The sequence below is a fragment of the Micromonospora yongxingensis genome (assembly GCF_052601155.1).
On the sequence record NZ_JBQXEO010000008.1, the window covers coordinates 216273 to 232333 of the forward strand.

The 16061-nt window shown below is 73.4% G+C and carries 13 protein-coding genes; 10 read left to right on the top strand and 3 right to left on the bottom strand.

The genetic code is table 11. The annotated features are described in order from the left end of the window. The first annotated feature begins 3 nt into the window (after nt 1-3). The 3 genes from ACTWLT_RS13055 to ACTWLT_RS13065 all read left to right on the top strand — a co-directional run bounded on the left by ACTWLT_RS13055 (nt 4) and on the right by ACTWLT_RS13065 (nt 3388). Nucleotides 4-1593 (top strand): asparagine synthetase B family protein, encoded by a 1590-nt coding sequence (locus ACTWLT_RS13055; RefSeq protein WP_445318613.1) that lies wholly within the window; start codon nt 4-6, stop codon nt 1591-1593. Between the two features lie 82 nt (nt 1594-1675). Further along, the gene (locus tag ACTWLT_RS13060) at nt 1676-2152 is read left to right on the top strand and encodes a DUF1203 domain-containing protein (protein WP_445318614.1); all 477 of its coding nucleotides are present in this window, start codon (nt 1676-1678) and stop codon (nt 2150-2152) included. 237 nt (nt 2153-2389) lie between these two features. Beyond that, on the top strand, nt 2390-3388 hold the full coding sequence (locus tag ACTWLT_RS13065; protein WP_445318615.1) for a carcinine hydrolase/isopenicillin-N N-acyltransferase family protein: 999 nt from the start codon (nt 2390-2392) through the stop codon (nt 3386-3388). 101 nt (nt 3389-3489) lie between these two features. On the opposite strand, the gene ACTWLT_RS13070 is transcribed toward ACTWLT_RS13065, so the two are convergent. Further along, a complete protein-coding gene (locus ACTWLT_RS13070; protein ID WP_445318616.1) occupies nt 3490-4935 on the bottom strand; it encodes an LVIVD repeat-containing protein in 1446 nt (481 codons plus the stop codon). A 139-nt stretch (nt 4936-5074) separates the two neighbouring features. Here ACTWLT_RS13070 and ACTWLT_RS13075 point away from each other — a divergent pair, with 139 nt between their 5' ends. The 5 genes from ACTWLT_RS13075 to ACTWLT_RS13095 all read left to right on the top strand — a co-directional run bounded on the left by ACTWLT_RS13075 (nt 5075) and on the right by ACTWLT_RS13095 (nt 11209). Continuing rightward, nucleotides 5075-5776, top strand: a complete 702-nt coding sequence (locus ACTWLT_RS13075; protein ID WP_445318617.1) for a DUF305 domain-containing protein — start codon at nt 5075-5077, stop codon at nt 5774-5776. Between the two features lie 87 nt (nt 5777-5863). Next, entirely contained in the window at nt 5864-7072 is a 1209-nt protein-coding gene (locus ACTWLT_RS13080) for a sensor histidine kinase (protein ID WP_445318618.1), read from the top strand. Then, nucleotides 7069-7734: a response regulator gene (locus ACTWLT_RS13085; protein ID WP_445318619.1), complete on the top strand. Its 666-nt coding sequence runs from the start codon at nt 7069-7071 to the stop codon at nt 7732-7734. Before ACTWLT_RS13080 ends, ACTWLT_RS13085 begins: the two co-directional genes overlap by 4 nt. A 146-nt stretch (nt 7735-7880) precedes the next feature. Beyond that, nucleotides 7881-8720: an ABC transporter ATP-binding protein gene (locus tag ACTWLT_RS13090; protein WP_445318620.1), complete on the top strand. Its 840-nt coding sequence runs from the start codon at nt 7881-7883 to the stop codon at nt 8718-8720. Between the two features lie 5 nt (nt 8721-8725). Then, the gene (locus ACTWLT_RS13095) at nt 8726-11209 is read left to right on the top strand and encodes an ABC transporter permease (protein ID WP_445318621.1); all 2484 of its coding nucleotides are present in this window, start codon (nt 8726-8728) and stop codon (nt 11207-11209) included. Between the two features lie 78 nt (nt 11210-11287). Here the strand turns inward: ACTWLT_RS13095 and ACTWLT_RS13100 are convergent, their stop codons facing one another. Then, nucleotides 11288-12550, bottom strand: a complete 1263-nt coding sequence (locus ACTWLT_RS13100) for a nucleotide sugar dehydrogenase (protein WP_445318622.1) — start codon at nt 12548-12550, stop codon at nt 11288-11290. Between the two features lie 122 nt (nt 12551-12672). Further along, entirely contained in the window at nt 12673-14037 is a 1365-nt protein-coding gene (locus ACTWLT_RS13105) for a serine/threonine-protein kinase (RefSeq protein ID WP_445318623.1), read from the bottom strand. Between the two features lie 535 nt (nt 14038-14572). Here ACTWLT_RS13105 and ACTWLT_RS13110 point away from each other — a divergent pair. After that, a complete protein-coding gene (locus ACTWLT_RS13110) occupies nt 14573-15235 on the top strand; it encodes an RNA polymerase sigma factor (RefSeq protein ID WP_445318624.1) in 663 nt (220 codons plus the stop codon). Between the two features lie 16 nt (nt 15236-15251). Further along, nucleotides 15252-15992, top strand: a complete 741-nt coding sequence (locus ACTWLT_RS13115) for a hypothetical protein (RefSeq protein ID WP_445318625.1) — start codon at nt 15252-15254, stop codon at nt 15990-15992. Nucleotides 15993-16061: the final 69 nt, after the last annotated feature.

Below are 16061 nucleotides of genomic sequence, written 5' to 3' on the forward strand. Positions count from 1 at the left end.
CCGGTGTGCGGCATCGCGTTGAGCATCGGCCCCGACGCCGATCCGGCGACCTTCCGGCGGATGCTCGCCGTCCTCGCCCCCCGCGGTGAGGTCACCGAGACCCGGTCCGAGAACGGGCTGCTCGCCGGCACCCGGCGGCTGCGGGTGGTGGACCGCGACCGGGCCGTGCAGCCGTGGACGTCGACCGACGAACGCTGGCTGCTCTGCTTCAACGGCGAGATCTTCAACCACCGGGAACTGCGCGCGCAGCTGACCCGGCTCGGGCAGGTGTTCCGCACCGAGAGCGACACCGAGGTGCTGCTCGCCGCCTTCCAGCAGTGGGGCGAGGCGGCGGTGACCCGGCTGCGCGGCGAGTACGCCTTCGCGGTCGTCGAGCGTCCCACGGGCCGCGTGTACCTGGCCCGCGACCCGGTCGGCGTGAAGCCGCTGTACTGGTCCCGCCGACCCGGCTGCCTGCATCTCGCCTCCGAGGTGAAGGCGCTGGTCGGGCACGGCGCACCGGTCACCGAGGTGCCGCCCGGGCACCACGGCTGGGCGGATCCCGACGGGCACGTACGGCTGCGCCCGTACGTCGACCTGCTCACCCTCGGCGACGGACTGCCGGTCATCGACGACCCGGACGAGGCCGCCCTGCTCGTCCGTGCCGCGCTGAGCGACGCCATCCGGATGCGCGTGGAGACCGACCTCACCGTAGGGGTGGTGCTCTCCGGAGGGCTGGACAGCTCGCTGACCCTGCGGCAGGTGCGGGACATGCACCCGGACTGCGTCGCCGTGACCGTCGGCGTCCCGGACAGCCCCGACGTGGCGTACGCCCGGCGGCTCGCCGCCGACCTGGGAGTGCCGCACGAGGTGGTCGAGCTGCGACCGCGCGACATCCGTCTCGCCGACGTGCGGGAGGCCATCCGGATCTCCGAGCTGACCGAGTACGGCGACATCATCAACGCGGTGGTCTCGGTGCCGATCTACCGGCGGCTGCGCGACCTGGGGATCAAGGTGGTGCTCACCGGCGACGGCTCCGACGAGCTGTTCGGCGGGTACCCGATGTACCGCCAGGCCGGCCCGACCGCGTCCCGTCGGCTCTTCCTGCACCGCATCCGCAACCTGTGCCGGACGGAGTTGCAGCGGGTCGACCGGGCCGCCATGGGGCACGGGGTGGAGGCTCGGCTGCCGTTCCTCGACCTCAGCGTGGTGGAGCTGGCGATGCGGTTGCCGCTGGAGCTGAAGCTGCGCGACGGGCAGGAGAAGTGGATCGTCCGGCGGGCGTTCGGCGACGTGCTTCCGGACTACGTGCTGCGCCGGCCGAAGAACCCGATGTCGTACTCCTCGGGCCTGCACGAGCGGGTCCGGCTGTACAAGCCGCTCTTCGCCCGGCTGCACCGCTCGTTCGGCTACGACCTGCTGGAGCCGGTCCGCCGCGACTTCGACACCGTGTTGACGCGGTGCGGCAACGACCTGGACCGAGCCATCGCCGACGGGCTGACCCGCCCGGACTACACGGTGCTGGAGCACGCCCGTGATCTGGTCGGCGCGGCGAGGTGGAACGCCGCACCGGTGGTCCGCCGGCTGGTCGGCCCCCGTCCGGCCCGCCGCTGAGCGGCCCCCGTGCACCGGACCCGTCCAGCGCCAGGTCCGATCGCCGCCAGCATCCGCGCCGACGCCGGACCAGGCTGGACGGATGACGAACAGCACCACGTTCCGCGTCCACGCCCTGCCGGCCGCGGCGCTCGACACCGTCCGCCGCACCGGCCGCGACGCCGCCGACCAACCCGTCGAGGCGCTGACGGCCGGCGGCGGGGAACCGCTGCGCTGCTGCCTGCGCGACGCCGAGGCAGGGGAGACGCTGCTGCTCTTCGGTTACCCGCCGCCGATCGCCGCCGGGCCGTACCGGGAGATCGGGCCGATCTTCGCGCACGCCGCCGCCTGCCCGGGCCCGGAGGCGCCGGGCGGCCACCCGCCGGCCTGGCGGGGGCGGCCCCAGGTGCTGCGAGCCTACGACCGGCAGGGCCGGATCTGCGGCGGCCGGCTGCACGACGGCACGGACCCGGAGGCGGTGATCGCCGACCTGTTCGCCGACCCCGCGGTGCACCAGCTGCACAGCCGCAACGTGGTGTACGGCTGCTTCATGTTCGCCGTGGAGCGGGCGGCCCGGTGACGCCGGCGCCACTGCGGGTCCCGCCGCCACCAGGCGTACCAGAGCAGCAGCATGGTGACCGCCACGGCGGCGAGCTGCGGCAGCGCCATCCGGGCCGCGTACGCCAGCGGTGCCAGCCCGACCCGGTCGGCGGCCAAGAGGTTGGTCAGGCTGGCCACCGGCAGCAGCAGGCTGGCGGTGACAGACCGCACCGCGCCGGTGGACAACCGTCGATCGGTCCCATAGCGTCCAACGGATATGCGGAGGACCCTGCCGGCCGCCACGACGGCCCTGCTGCTCGCCCTGACCGCCTGCACCGCCACCGGGTCCAGCGATGCGCCCAGTTCCTCGCCGGCCGGCATGCCGAACGCCTCCCGCCAGGACGCGTCCCAGGCCGAGCGGACCATGGCCAGCCTGCGCCGGGTGGACGACCTGCCGCTGTACGAGATGACCTACGTCGGGGCGTACGACCCGACGGTGGGCACCGACGCGGCCCCGCCCAGCCCGTTCGGCTGTTCGCTCTTCGTCGCCGCGGGCGATCCGGCCCGACCGTTGTTCGCCCGCAACTTCGACTGGGACGCCAACCCGGCGCTCGTGTTGCGGACCGACCCACCGGACGGCTACGCGGCCATCTCGCTGGTCGACATCTCCTACCTCGGCGTCGGTGCCGACCCGACCGGTGACCGTCGCCTGCTCGACGCGCCGCTGCTGCCCTTCGACGGGATGAACGAGCGGGGCCTGGCGGTGGGGCTGGCCGCCGACGACGCGGCGACGGCCCGCGCCGAGCCGGGCAAGCCCACCGTCGGCTCGGTGCGGATCCTGCGGCTGGTGCTGGACGGCGCGGCCACGGTCGACGAGGCGGTGGCCGTGTTCCGCCGGCACAACCTCGACTTCGACGGTGGGCCGGCGCTGCACTATCTGCTGGCCGACGCGACCGGTGCGTCGGCGGTGATCGAGTTCGTCGACGGCGAGCTGCGAGTCGAGCGGGGCACGGGCGGTTGGCAGGCGCTGACCAACGTGCCGGTCGCCGGCGTTCCCGAGCAGCGCCGCCGCCAGGACCGCCGGTACGGGCAGATCGCCGCCGCGCTGACCGAGGCCGACGGGGTGCTGGACGCCACCGCGGCGCACCGGGTGCTCGCCTCCGTCCGGCAGGGGCACACCCGTTGGTCGGTGACGTACGGCCTGCGCAGCGGCGAGGTCCGGCTGGTCACTGCCACCGGCGGCGGCGAGCGGCGCTACGAGCTGCCGGTGAAGTGATTGCCGGCGGCGCACCCGTCCGAACGTGGCCGGGCCCGACCCCCGGAGATCGGGGGCGGGCCCGGCGTCGTGCGCGGTGCCTCACCAGTTCGGTGCTGTGCCTACCAGCTCAGGTAGCTGGGCTGGGTCTGCACGTTGAGCTCCTTGTACTTGACCAGCTTCGCCGTCCAGGTGCGCCAGTCGTTCAGCTCCAGGACGTCGAGGCCCTTCACCATGTCGTTGGAGTAGATGTGTCCGTTGTAGTAGTACGCGGACCAGGTGCCACCGCCGACGAACGTGTCGGCCGAGAGCGGACCCCGCTCCCAGAAGGCGATCTCCTTCGGGTTGGCCGAGTCGGTGAAGTCCCAGACCGAGATGCCGCCCTGGTACCACGCCTGGACCATGATGTCCCGCCCGAGCACCGGGATCAGCGAGCCGTTGTGCGCCACGCAGTTCTCGGTGTCCGCGTTGTTGCGGGGGATCTTGTAGTAGCTGCGGAAGTTCATCTTCCGGGCGTCACCGCGGCCGGTGATGTCGTAGATGGCGTCCGCGCCACGGTTCGGGCCGATGGCCTCGTTGCAGGTCGCCGCGCCGCCGCCACCCAGCTCGTCGGTGAAGATCACCTTCGTGCCGGCGTTGTTGAACGTGGCGGAGTGCCAGAACGCGAAGTTGGTCGTGTCCCGCACGCGGTTGATGACCCGCGGCACCTCCCGGTTGCGGATGTCCAGCAGGATGCCGTCACCCATGCAGGCGCCGGCGGCCAGGTCCTTGTCCGGGTAGGCGGTGATGTCGTGGCAACCGGTGGTCGCCGAGCCGGTCTCGCTGCCCGGGAAGCCGCCGTCCGAAAAGAGGTTCGGCGTCGAGACCACGGCCGCGTCGGTGGGCTTCTTCAGCGGCACCTTGATGATGGAGATGGAGTCGTGCGGCGGCTGGCAGTCCGGGAACTCGTCACGCGGGCTGTACGACGAGACGTACAGGTAGACCGACTTGCGGTCCTTGCCCGGCACCAGGGTGTGGGTGTGCGAGCCGCAGGCCGTCTCGACGGACTTGATGTACCGCGGGTTGGCCTTGTCCTTGATGTCGAAGACCTTGATGCCCTCCCAGGACTCCTTGACGTTCGCCCCCTGCGAGGTGCTGTTGCAGGAGTCGTCGCTGCGGGACGAGTCGGTGGAGAGGAACAGCAGGTCACCGTGGACGGAGATGTCGTTCTGCGACCCCGGGCAGAGCACCCGCGACGTCACCGTGGGCGCGTTCGGCCGCGAGACGTCGTAGATGACGAAGCCGTTGTAGTTGCCGGCGAACGCGTACTTGCCCTGGAAGGCGATGTCGCTGTTGGTCGCGTCCAGGGGAGCGACCTTGGGAACGTTGGCGATCTGGCGCAGGTTGGGGCTGCTCACGATCTCGTCGACGCCGGGGATCGTGTTCGCGGCGGCGGCCACCGGGGCGGCCTGCGGCACAACCTGTGCGTTGCTTGCCGGGGCGACGAGGACGCTGGCGACGAGGAGGCCGGTCGCGGCAAGGCCCACGATCCGGAGTTGTCGTAACCGTGGCATGTGGACTTTGGTCATCGGCGAGGGCCCTTCGCAAGGGGGAGACGATGGTCGACACCTTACCGCCCGACGAAGGGCATCGATGTGACCTGGGTCACATCGAATCGTTCTCCTCAATGGATAACATCGCGATGACCTCGATCCCAGGGAGTAGCCCATGACCAGTCGGCGCGCACGGACCCTGGCACTCGTCACACTGGCGCTGGTGTTGCCGTTGGTGGCGTTCGTCGTGGTCCGCGCCGGGGGAGACTCCGGGACGCGCACCGCCCAGCCGGTCTCCGCGCCCACCAGCGTCGCGCCGACGGCCAGCCCCGTTCCCACCGACCTGACCGTCATCGCGCCCGGCCGCCCGGGCGAGTCGGCGGCCACCCGCCCGGCTCACGAGGTCCGCGACGCCGGCCCCGCCCCGCACAACTCACTGGACGTGTGGTTCGTGCGCATGATGATCCCGCACCACGCGCAGGCCCTGGAGATGGCGGAGCTGGCCCCCGACCGGGCCGCCAACCCGACGATCCGCGCCCTCGCCGACCGCATCCGGGCCAGCCAGGGGCCGGAGATGGGCATGATGCGCGGCTGGCTGCAGACCCGTGGCCTCCCGGCGGAGGTGCAGGGCCACGACCACGGCGGCATGCGCGGCATGCAGTCGCCGGAGGCGATGCGGCAGCTGGCCGCCGCCCGCGGCGCCGACTTCGACCGGCTCTTCGTCCGGATGATGACCGAGCACCACGAGGGCGCCATCGAGATGGCGACCAACCTGCTCAAGGTCGGCTCCGACCTGACGCTCAACGAGTTCGCCAACTCGCTCGCCACGGAGCAGACCGTCGAGATCGGCCGCATGCGCGAGGTCCTCGGCCACTGAGCGGCCGGTTGGCGTCCGAGCCCGGTTCACCACGGGGCAGCTCGACAGGGACGGCGGAGGGGACCTGACCTCCGGCACGTACGCTGGGTGACCGTGAGACGCACGATGTTCGGTCGCCCGCTGCGCGGCGTCGCCTTCGACGTGGCGGTCTCCGGCGTGGTGGTGCTCTTCGGCCTGGCCGGGGCGGCCAACCAGCCGGGCGGCTGGGCGGCCACCCTGGTCGGCGCGGGGATGGCCGTGGCGCTGCTGTTCCGCCGCTCGCGCCCGGGCGCGGTGACCGTGGTGGTCGCGGCGCTCGCGTTGGTCCAGGTGGTCGCCCGGTGGGGCCCGCTGCCCTTCGACGTCGCCGTCCTGATCGCGCTCTACAGCGTCGTGAAGTACGGCAGGCGGCTGCGCGACGGGGTGCTCGCCGGTGCGGTCGCCGCCGTGGGCGTGCTGCTCGCCGCCGCCCAGACCCAGGGCGCCATCACCTGGTGGGCGACCGCGCTGTGGTACGCGCTGGTCACCGGCGCGGTCTGGCTGGTCGCGCTGAACGTGCGGACCCGTCGCCTCTACGTGCTCACGCTGGAGGACCGGGCCACCACCCTGGAACGCGAGCGGGAGGCCGAGTCACGGGCGGCGGTCGCCGAGGAACGCACCCGGATCGCCCGCGAGCTGCACGACGTGGTGGCGCACAGCATGGCGGTGATGATCGTCCAGGCCGACGGGGCGCGGTTCATGCTCGACCGCGACCCCGAGCAGGCTCGGACGGCGGTGAAGGTGGTCGCCGACACCGGCCGGCAGGCCCTGGAGGAGATGCGCCGACTGGTCGGCGTCCTGCGGGACGCGGGCCCGGCCGGCGCGGACGGTCCGGTGGTGGCCGATCCGGAGCACCGCCGGCTGGCCCTGGCCGAGCTGCCCGAACTGCTGGCCCGGTTCGGCGACGCCGGGCTGCGCATCCGGCACACGATCACCGGCGAACCACCGGCGCTTCCGCCCGGGCTGGAACTGACCATCTACCGCGTGGTGCAGGAGGCGTTGACCAACGCGCTCAAGCACGCCGGCGTCGGCGCCGGTGTCGAGGTGACCCTCACGTACGCCGCCGACGCCGTCGTGGTCACGGTGGTCGACGACGGTCGCGGCCGGCCGGTGGTCAGCCCGGCGCCGTCCGGCGGGCACGGTCTTCTCGGCATGCGGGAGCGGGTGACGGTGTACGACGGCAGTCTCACCGCCGGTGCCCGGCTGGCCGGGGGCTGGCAACTCGAGGTCCGGCTGCCGCTACCGTCGGAGCCCGCAACGGAGGTGATCGCGGCATGACGATCCGGGTGGTGATCGCGGACGACCAGGCGCTGGTGCGCGCCGGGTTCCGGATGGTGCTGGACTCCCAGCCCGACCTGGAGGTCGTCGGGGAGGCCATCGACGGCGCGGACGCGCTGCGCGTGCTCGCCCGCACCGAGGCCGACGTGGTCGTGATGGACATCCGGATGCCGACCATGGACGGGGTGGAGGCGACCCGGCGGCTCTGCGCCGACCGGCCGGCGGGCCCGCCGCGGGTGCTGGTGCTGACCACCTTCGACACCGAGGCGGACGCGTTCGCCGCTCTGCAGGCCGGGGCGAGCGGCTTCCTGCTCAAGAACGTCCCGCCGGAGGAGTTGCTGGCCGCGATCCGGGTGGTGGCCGAGGGTGACTCGGTGGTGGCGCCGTCGATCACCCGGCGACTGCTGGACCGGTTCGCCGGCCAGCTCGGCGCCGGCCCGGCCGCCGACCCCCGGCTGGCGCAGCTCACCGAACGGGAGCGGGAGGTGCTGCTGCTGGTCGCGCAAGGGCTGTCCAACGCGGAGATCGCCGCCCGGGTGCACGTGGCCGAGGCGACGGTGAAGACCCACGTCGGGCGGATCCTGGCGAAGCTCCAGCTGCGCGACCGGGTCCAGGCGGTGGTCCTGGCGTACGAGAGCGGGCTGGTCACGCCCGGGGGATGACCCGGCGTACGACCTGGGTCGTACGGGCCGGCGGGCGAACCGCGACCCGGGACGCACGCAGGTCGAGCGTGCAGGTGGAGATCGACTGACCCGTCCCGGCCATAGCGTCGGAGGGGTCCGATCCGCACCTGAACCGGGGAGTCCACGTGTCCCTCGCACCTCCCGCCCACGCCGGCACCGGCGTCGCGGTCACCGCCCGTGGCCTGGAAAAACGGTACGGCCAGGGCCCTGCCGCAGTCGTCGCCCTCGACGGTGTCGACCTCGACGTGGCCGCCGGCCGGTTCACCGCCATCATGGGCCCGTCCGGCTCCGGCAAGTCGACGCTGATGCACTGCCTGGCCGGTCTGGACCGGCCGACCGCCGGCGAGGTCGGCATCGGTACGGCCGAACTCGGCCGGCTCGACGACCGGAGGCTCACCCTGCTGCGGCGCGACCGGGTCGGCTTCGTCTTCCAGAAGTTCAACCTGCTGCCGGCGTTGACCGCCGAGGAGAACATCGTGCTGCCGCTGGCCATCGCCGGGCGGCGACCCGACCCGGTCTGGCTGCGGCAGGTCGTGGCGGCGGTGGGGTTGGGCGACCGGTTGCGGCACCGACCCGCCGAGCTGTCCGGGGGTCAGCAGCAGCGGGTGGCGGTGGCCCGCGCTCTCATCACCCGGCCATGGGTGATCTTCGCGGACGAACCGACCGGCAACCTGGACTCCCGCTCCGGTGCGGAGGTGCTGCGGCTGCTCCGCGAGGCCGTGGACACCCTCGGCCAGACAGTGATCATGGTGACTCACGACCCGGTCGCCGCCGCGTACGCCGACCGGGCGGTCTTCCTGGCCGACGGTCGGCTGGTGGGCGACCTCGCCGCGCCCACCGCCGAGCAGGTGCTGGACACCCTCGCGCACCTCGACGCGACCCGTCCGCCCGCGTCGGCTGGGCATCCTCCGGTCACCGCCGGCCGGGGCGTGCCCACCGCTTCCACGCCGGCGCGGGGGCGGTGACCGGGATGATCCGTCTGACCCTGCGCTCGCTGCGCGCCGAGGCGCTGCGCATGCTGCTGTCCGCGCTGGCCGTCGTCCTCGGTGTCGCGTTCATCGCCGGCACGCTCATCTTCGTTGACGGGATGCGTGCCGGCGCGTACGACCGGGCCGGCGCCTTCGACCGGCACACCGACCTGGCCGTCTACGCGACCGGCGACCAGCCGCTGCCCGCGAGCCTCGTCGACCGGGTCCGGGCCGTCGACGGGGTGGCCGCCGCAGCCGGGGAGCTGACCAACACCGCTGGCATCGTCGGCTCCGACGGCCGGCCGGTGCTCGGCTTCACCGTGCTCGCCGCCATCCCCACCGAAGAGGCCCTGCGCTCGTACGACGTGGTCGCCGGCCGGCTGCCCGACCGCACCGGCGAGGTGGTGCTCGACGCGCCGACGGTGGCCGAGGAGGGCTTCGCCCTCGGCGAGCCGGTTCGGATCGGCGGCAGTGGGGGCGAGGCCCGCCCGTACACCCTGGTCGGCACCGTCGACGTGGCCGGCAGCGCACGCGACGTCGGTGGTCCCTTCATCGGCCTGGTAGGGCCGGACGCGCTCGCGGTCACCGGTGAGCGCGGGTACGGCCGCATCATGGTGGCGGCCGAGCCGGGCACCTCCGCAGCGGCGGTGGCCGACCGGGTACGCGGCGTCGCCGGCGCCGGCGCCACCGTCAAGGGCCGACAGCAGATCCTCGACGAGGCCGTCGAGGACGCGGTCCGCGACCTGAACCAGTTCACCATGCTGCTGCTGATCTTCGTGGGCGTCGCGGTTGTCGTGGCCGGCTTCGTGATCGCCAACACCTTCGCGATCGTGCTGGCACAGCGCACCCGCCGGACCGCGCTGCTGCGGCTGGTGGGTGCCACCCGGGGGCAGGTCTTCCGGGCCACGCTCCTGGAGTCGGCGGTGATCGGGATGGTGGCCTCCGCGCTCGGTGTGCTGCTCGGAGTGGCCCTCGCCGGCGGACTGCGGCTGCTGATGTCCCGGCTGGACGTGCCCGTCTCCGGCGGGCTGACCGTGCACGGGTCGACCGTCCTGACCAGCCTGCTGCTCGGCACCGTACTCACCGTCGGCGCCGCCCTGCTGCCGGCCTGGCGGGGCACCCGGGTCGCCCCGGTGGCCGCGCTCACCGACGCCGCGGTGCAGCCCAGCCGGGGCGCCGGCCGGCTCCGGCTGGCTTTCGGCGCGGTGGTGCTGGCCGCCGGCGTCACCGCGCTGCTCGGTGCCGGCAGCGCCGGTCAGGTGCTGTTGGTGGCCATCGGCGGGGTGCTGGCCTTCTTCGGGATCGTGCTGTTCGGCCCGGTGCTCGTCCCGGCGCTGGTTCGTGCCCTCGGCTGGCCGGCCGGTCGCCTGGTCGGGGCGACCGCCACGCTGGCGGTGGCCAACGCGGTGCGCAACCCACGCCGGATCGCGGCGACCGCCACCGCCCTGGTGATCGGAATCGGGCTGGTGTCGGCGTTCGTGGTCGGCGCCCGCAGCACCAAGGACGGCATCGAGCGCAGCGTGGACGCCGAGGTGGGGACCGACTTCGTGGTCACCGGAATCGGTCAGGACCTGCCCGCCCCGCTCGCCGGTGAACTGGCCGCCCGCCCCGAACTGGGGGTCGTGCACGAGCAGCGCAGCACCGTCACCGCCGACATCGAGATCCGGGCCGCCCATCCGGCGCTTGTCGGCCGGACGCTGACCGCTGTGCTGGCCGGTGACGTCGACCGGCTCGGGCCGGGGCAGGTGCTGGTGCACCGGGAGTTGGCGCAGGCACGCGGCTGGCAGGTCGGCTCGCCGGTCGCCGTCGCCGGGCGGCCGTTCCGGGTGGCGGCGGTGGTCGCCGACGACGCAGCCGCCGTGGTCGCGAGCAGCGTGCCGGCCGGCCACGTCATCGACATGGCCGACGCGGACTTCGCCGCGCTCTTTCCCGCCCAGCGGGGTCACCTCGCCGAGGTCGATCCCGCCGCCGGGGTGAGCGCGGAGCGGGCCCGCACCGCGGTCGAGGAGGTGGTGGGCCGGTACCCGACGGTCAACCTGCTGGACCAGGGCGCGTACAAGAAGATGCTCACCAGCACGGTGGACATGCTGCTCGCCTTCGTCACCGCGCTGCTCGGTCTGGCCGTGGTGATCGCCCTGGTCGGGGTGGCGAACACGCTGAGTCTCTCGGTGGTGGAACGCACCCGGGAGAACGCGGTGCTGCGGGCGGTCGGGCTGACCCGGGGTCGGATGCGGGTCATGCTCGCCGTGGAGGCGGTGCTGATGGCACTGGTCGGCGCGGTGCTCGGGGTCGGGCTGGGCACCGGGGTGAGCGCCGCGGGGATGGCCGTACTGGCCCGCCTCGGCGGTGACTTCCACGTGGTGCTGCCGCTCGGTCAGCTCGGGCTGATCCTCGGTGTGGCGGCGCTGGCCGCCCTGGCCGCCTCGGTGCTGCCGGCCCGCCGCGCACTGTCCCGGCCGGTCGTCGAGGCGCTCGGCGACCAGTGACCGCAGCGGCGCGGACGGACATCCGCCGGCCGGCCCCGCCGTCTTCCCCGGCGGCGGGACCGGCCAGCGGTGCCGGGTCTACAGACGCTCGACCAGCGGGCCGGAGCAGCGGTTGCGGGTGTCGAAGACATAGTCGGCGTGCCGGACGACCAGGTCGTAGTCGAAACTGTCGTGGTCGGTGACCACGACCACCGCGTCGGCGGCCCGCACCTCCCGCTCGGTCAGGTCGACGATGGTCACCCCGGCGGGGATGTGGTGCGCCTCGGCGTACGGCTCGACCGCGTGGACCTGGGCGCCGAGGGCCTGCAACCGGCGGGCCACGTCGACCGCGGGGGAGTCCCGCATGTCACCGGTGTTCTTCTTGTACGCCAACCCGAGCAGCAGCAGCCGGGCACCGCTGACCGCCCGGCCGGTCCTGTTCAGCCCCGCCATGATCCGCTGTGCGACGTGCTCGGGCATCTCGTGGTTGACGTCGTTGGCCAGCTCGATGAACCGGAACTGCCGGCCCAGGCGGCGCTTCACCTGCCAGGACAGGTAGCACGGGTCGATGGGCAGGCAGTGCCCGCCGACGCCGGGGCCGGGCCGGAACGGCATGAAGCCGAACGGCTTGGTCTCGGCCGCGTCGATCGCCTGCCAGACGTCGATGTCCAGGTGGTGCGAGAGCATGGTCAACTCGTTGATCAGCGCGATGTTGACCTGACGGAAGGTGTTCTCGATCAGCTTGGTCAGCTCGGCGACCTCGGTGGAGTCGACCGGTACGGTGCGCTCCACGAGACGCCGGTAGAACCCGTCCACACGGGCCAGCGACGCCGGATCCACGCCCGAGACCACCTTCGGGGTGTTCTCCAGCCGCCAGGTCGGGTTGCCCGGGTCGATCCGCTCCGGGCTGTAGCCGAGGTGGAAGTCGCCGGGGCTCTGCAGCCCGCTGGCCGACTCCAGCAGCGGGCGCAGCAGCTCCTGTGTGGTGCCCGGGTAGGTGGTGGACTCGAGGATCACCGTGCTGCCCGGCCGCACGTACGGGCCGATGCCGATGCCGGCCTGCTCGACGAAGCTCAGATCCGGGGTCCCGTCGCGCAGCGGGGTGGGCACGGTGATGACGCAGATGTCGAAGCCCTCGGCGTCGGTGTACTCGGTGCTGGGGTGGTACCGCCCACTGCCCAGCGCCCGACCCAGCCGGTCGGTCGGGATGTCCTCGACGAACGACTCGCCGGACGCGAGCCGCTTCACCCGGTCGGCGTCGACATCGAGGCCCACCACGTCCAGGCCCGCCTCGACGGCACGCATGGCCAGCGGCAGTCCGACGTACCCCTGGCCGATCACGACCAGCTTCTCAGCACTCACCCGGGCTCCCGCGGCAGATGGTGGAAATGACCTGCTGAGGAGCCTAGAGGGGTCTTCGGCGACGTAAGTCCGTTTTGGTGATATCGGTGCTGGTGGGGTTGCGGACCCACCGCCGGGACAGCTCAACTGCCCGGCGGCCCTCCCGGGTCGGCCGGCGGGCTGGTGGTGGTGGGCGGCGGGTCGGACGGCGGGTCCGACGGCGAGTCCGACGGGGTGGTGGTCGGCGGCGGCGAGGTCGTGGCGCTTGTCGTCGGCGACGGCGGGCTCGCGGTCTCGCTGGGCTGTGCGGTCGGCGACGCGCTGGTCGAGGCCGACGGGGTGTTCTGCAGGGCCGGCGGTCGGTTCGGTCGGGCCGGATCCACCGTGACCTGCTCGTTGGCCGCCGGCAGGTCGACCTGACCGGTCGGCGCCACGGTCGGTGAGCTGGTCGGCAGCTTGACGGCCGGGGAGTCGCCGGTGTTCCGTGCCGCACCCAGCGCCGCGGCCAGGCCGACCAGCGCGACCAGCACAACCGCTCCGGCGCCGACCAGTGGGCCGCGTCGTCGCTGACGGCCAGCTCCCGTGCCCGCCACCGCCGCGCCGACCGGCACGTCCGTGCGCGTGCCCGGCCCGCCGTCGCGCAGGGGGACCGACGACGCCAGAGCGGTCGGCGGTTCCCCGCCGGTCACCGCTGTCCGGGCGGCCTCGGCCATCGCCGCGCCGCTGGTGAACCGCTCGAGTGGGTCCTTGGCCAGCGAACGGGACACCAGTGCGCGCACGGCCTCCGGGATCTCGTGCGGCAGCTCGGGCGGCTCGTCGTCCAGGTGCCGGACGGCGACCTGGAGCGGGTTGTCGCCGGTGAACGGCGGACCACCGGTCAGGCAGCAGTAGGCGACGGCGCCGAGCGCGTAGATGTCGGTGGCGCCGCTGACCGGCCGGCCGGCGGCCTGCTCGGGTGCCATGTAGAGCGCGGTGCCCGGCACCGCGTTGGTGCTGGTGATGCTGGTCACGTTGGTGGAGCGGGCCACCCCGAAGTCGACCAGGACGACCGTGCCGTCCTCCTGCACCAGCAGGTTGCTGGGCTTGACGTCGCGGTGCACGATGCCGCCACGGTGGGCGGCGTTCAGCGCCTGGGCGGCCTGGGCCACGATCGACATCGTCTCGGCCACGTCGAGCCGACCGGACGCCTCGATCCGCTTCGACAGCGGCTCGCCCTCGACGAACTCCATGACCAGGTAGTCGGCTCGGCCGCCGTCGGGCAGGTCGTCCTCACCGCAGTCGTAGACCTGCACGATGCCCGGGTGCCGCAGGGCCGCCATGATCCGGGCCTCGGCCCGGAACCGGGCGATGAAGTCGGGGTCGGAGACCAGCGCCGGCAGCAGGACCTTGACCGCGACCTGCCGGCCGAGGATCAGGTCGGTGCCACGCCAGACGTCACCCATGCCGCCGGTGGCGACACGTTCGTCCAGGCGGTATCGACCGCTGAGCACGACCTCCGATGACAACACAGCATTACCGTACCCAGAGCGGCGCGCGACGGCGCGCTGCGGCTGCTCGGCCGGACCGTCGTACCCGGCGGTCCATCCGGTCTGACCTGTGTGGACCCGGTCTCTGTGTGACGAGGTGACGACGCGCAGTGACAAAAGCCGACACATGTCGATCCACGCCTGCCCGTCGATGGTGGTCGACGGCCCTCCGGTGCGTGCAGCGTCCGGAGGGCGCCGCACGTTACGGCGACGCGCCGCCCCTCCGGGTTGATAATTGTCACTCTTCCGTGACACCGTGCCGACTTGTCGCCCCGGTTGGTCCCTCCTAGCGTTAGCCCGGCTCAGGCCCCGCCCGGGGCAGCACGTCGAGAATCGACCATCATGGCGCTGGTCCAGACGACCCGCCCCCGGCCATCTCGGCGCGGGCACGGGAGAGATCGGAAACGGCGAAGGGCGGTGCGGTGCGGGAGCTGGTCGGGCCGACGGTCCGAGCCGCGCGGAATGCCCCGGCGCAGCGGATCGGGCCGGGACGTCCCGGACGATCCGTGGTCGGCAGATGACCGGCGAGCTGTCGGAGGCGGTCACCGCGGCGCAGGCCGGAGACGAGGACGCGTTCCGCTTCCTCTACCGCAGCCTCCAGCCGGGTCTGCTGCGCTACCTGACCGCGCTGGTCGGCCCGGACGCCGAGGATGTCGCATCGGAGACCTGGCTGCAGGTGTCCCGCGACCTGCCCAGCTTCACCGGCGGTGAGTTCCGCGCCTGGACCGTGACCATCGCCCGCAACCGGGCCATGGACCACCTGCGCCGGCTGCGTCGCCGGCCGGCACTGCCGGTTCCGGTGCAGGCCCTCACCGAGCTGGCCGGCGACACCGACACCGCCGAGCGGGCCGGCGAGACGATCGGCACCGAGATGGCCCTGGCGCTGATCGCCACCCTTCCTCCGCGGGAGGCCGAGGCGGTTCTCCTGCGGGCTGTGATCGGCCTGGACGCCGAGTCCGCCGGGCGGGTTCTGGGCCGCCGTGCCGGTGCCGTCCGGACCGCCGCCCACCGGGGCCTGCGGCGGCTCGCCGCACTACTGGAACGGCAGGGCCTGGTCGCGACGCCGGCCCCTGATGAGGAGGGCGTGGCCCCGCCGGTCGGTGTCGAGGCGACGCCGCCGCCCCGTCCGCGCACCGGTCGATCCCGGCCGACGTCGCACGCCGAGCCGGCGGACGGCTGACGTGAGGGGATTCCGGATGAACCCGTACCGGCGGGACCGGCGGGCCGACCGTGCCGAGACCGAACGACTGCTCGACGCGAGCCGCGCCGAGTCGGACGCCACCTCGGCCCAGGCCCACGCCACCACGTCCGCCGACCCGGTGGCCCGGCTGCTCGCCGAGGCCGCCGGCCCGACCCGTCCTGGTGAGCTGGCCGGCGAGGAGGCCGCCCTGGCCGCGTTCCGGGCTGCCCGGGCCGACCCGGCACCCACTGCGGCCCGCCGGCCGCACCGCCGCCGGGTGACCACCGGCGCGGTCGCCTGGATCGGTGCCCTCGCGGCGACCGCCACGGCCGGCGCCGCCTTCGCCGCGGTCAGCCTTGACCGGCCGCCGGAGCCGCCGCCGTCGGCGCCGAGCAGCCCGTCGTCCACGCCCAGCGACGTCCGGGCGACCCCGTCCGACGACCGCACCGCGCCGCCTGACCGGTCGACGCCGTCCGCAACGCCGTCCGCTCCCCGCACCCCGTTGACCACCACCGCCGCACCGCCCGCCGAGGTGCCGCCCGCCGGCCAGCTGCGTGGGCTGTGCCACGCCTGGCTTGCCAAGAAGCCCGAACAGCGGGAGAAGGCGCTGAAAACCCCGGCCTTCGAGGAGCTGGTGACCGCCGCCGGCGGCACCGCCGAGGTGGAGGCGTACTGCCAGCGGCTGGTGCCTGAGGCGACGCGGAGCAGGTCGGCGAAGGTCAAGCCCTCCCCGACGGGCCGGCCCGCCCAGGACTGAGCGCCCGGCCGCGGGCGCCGTTCGTTCTGCCCTGCGCCGGGAAATTCGTCTGTTAGACAGGGATTGGTG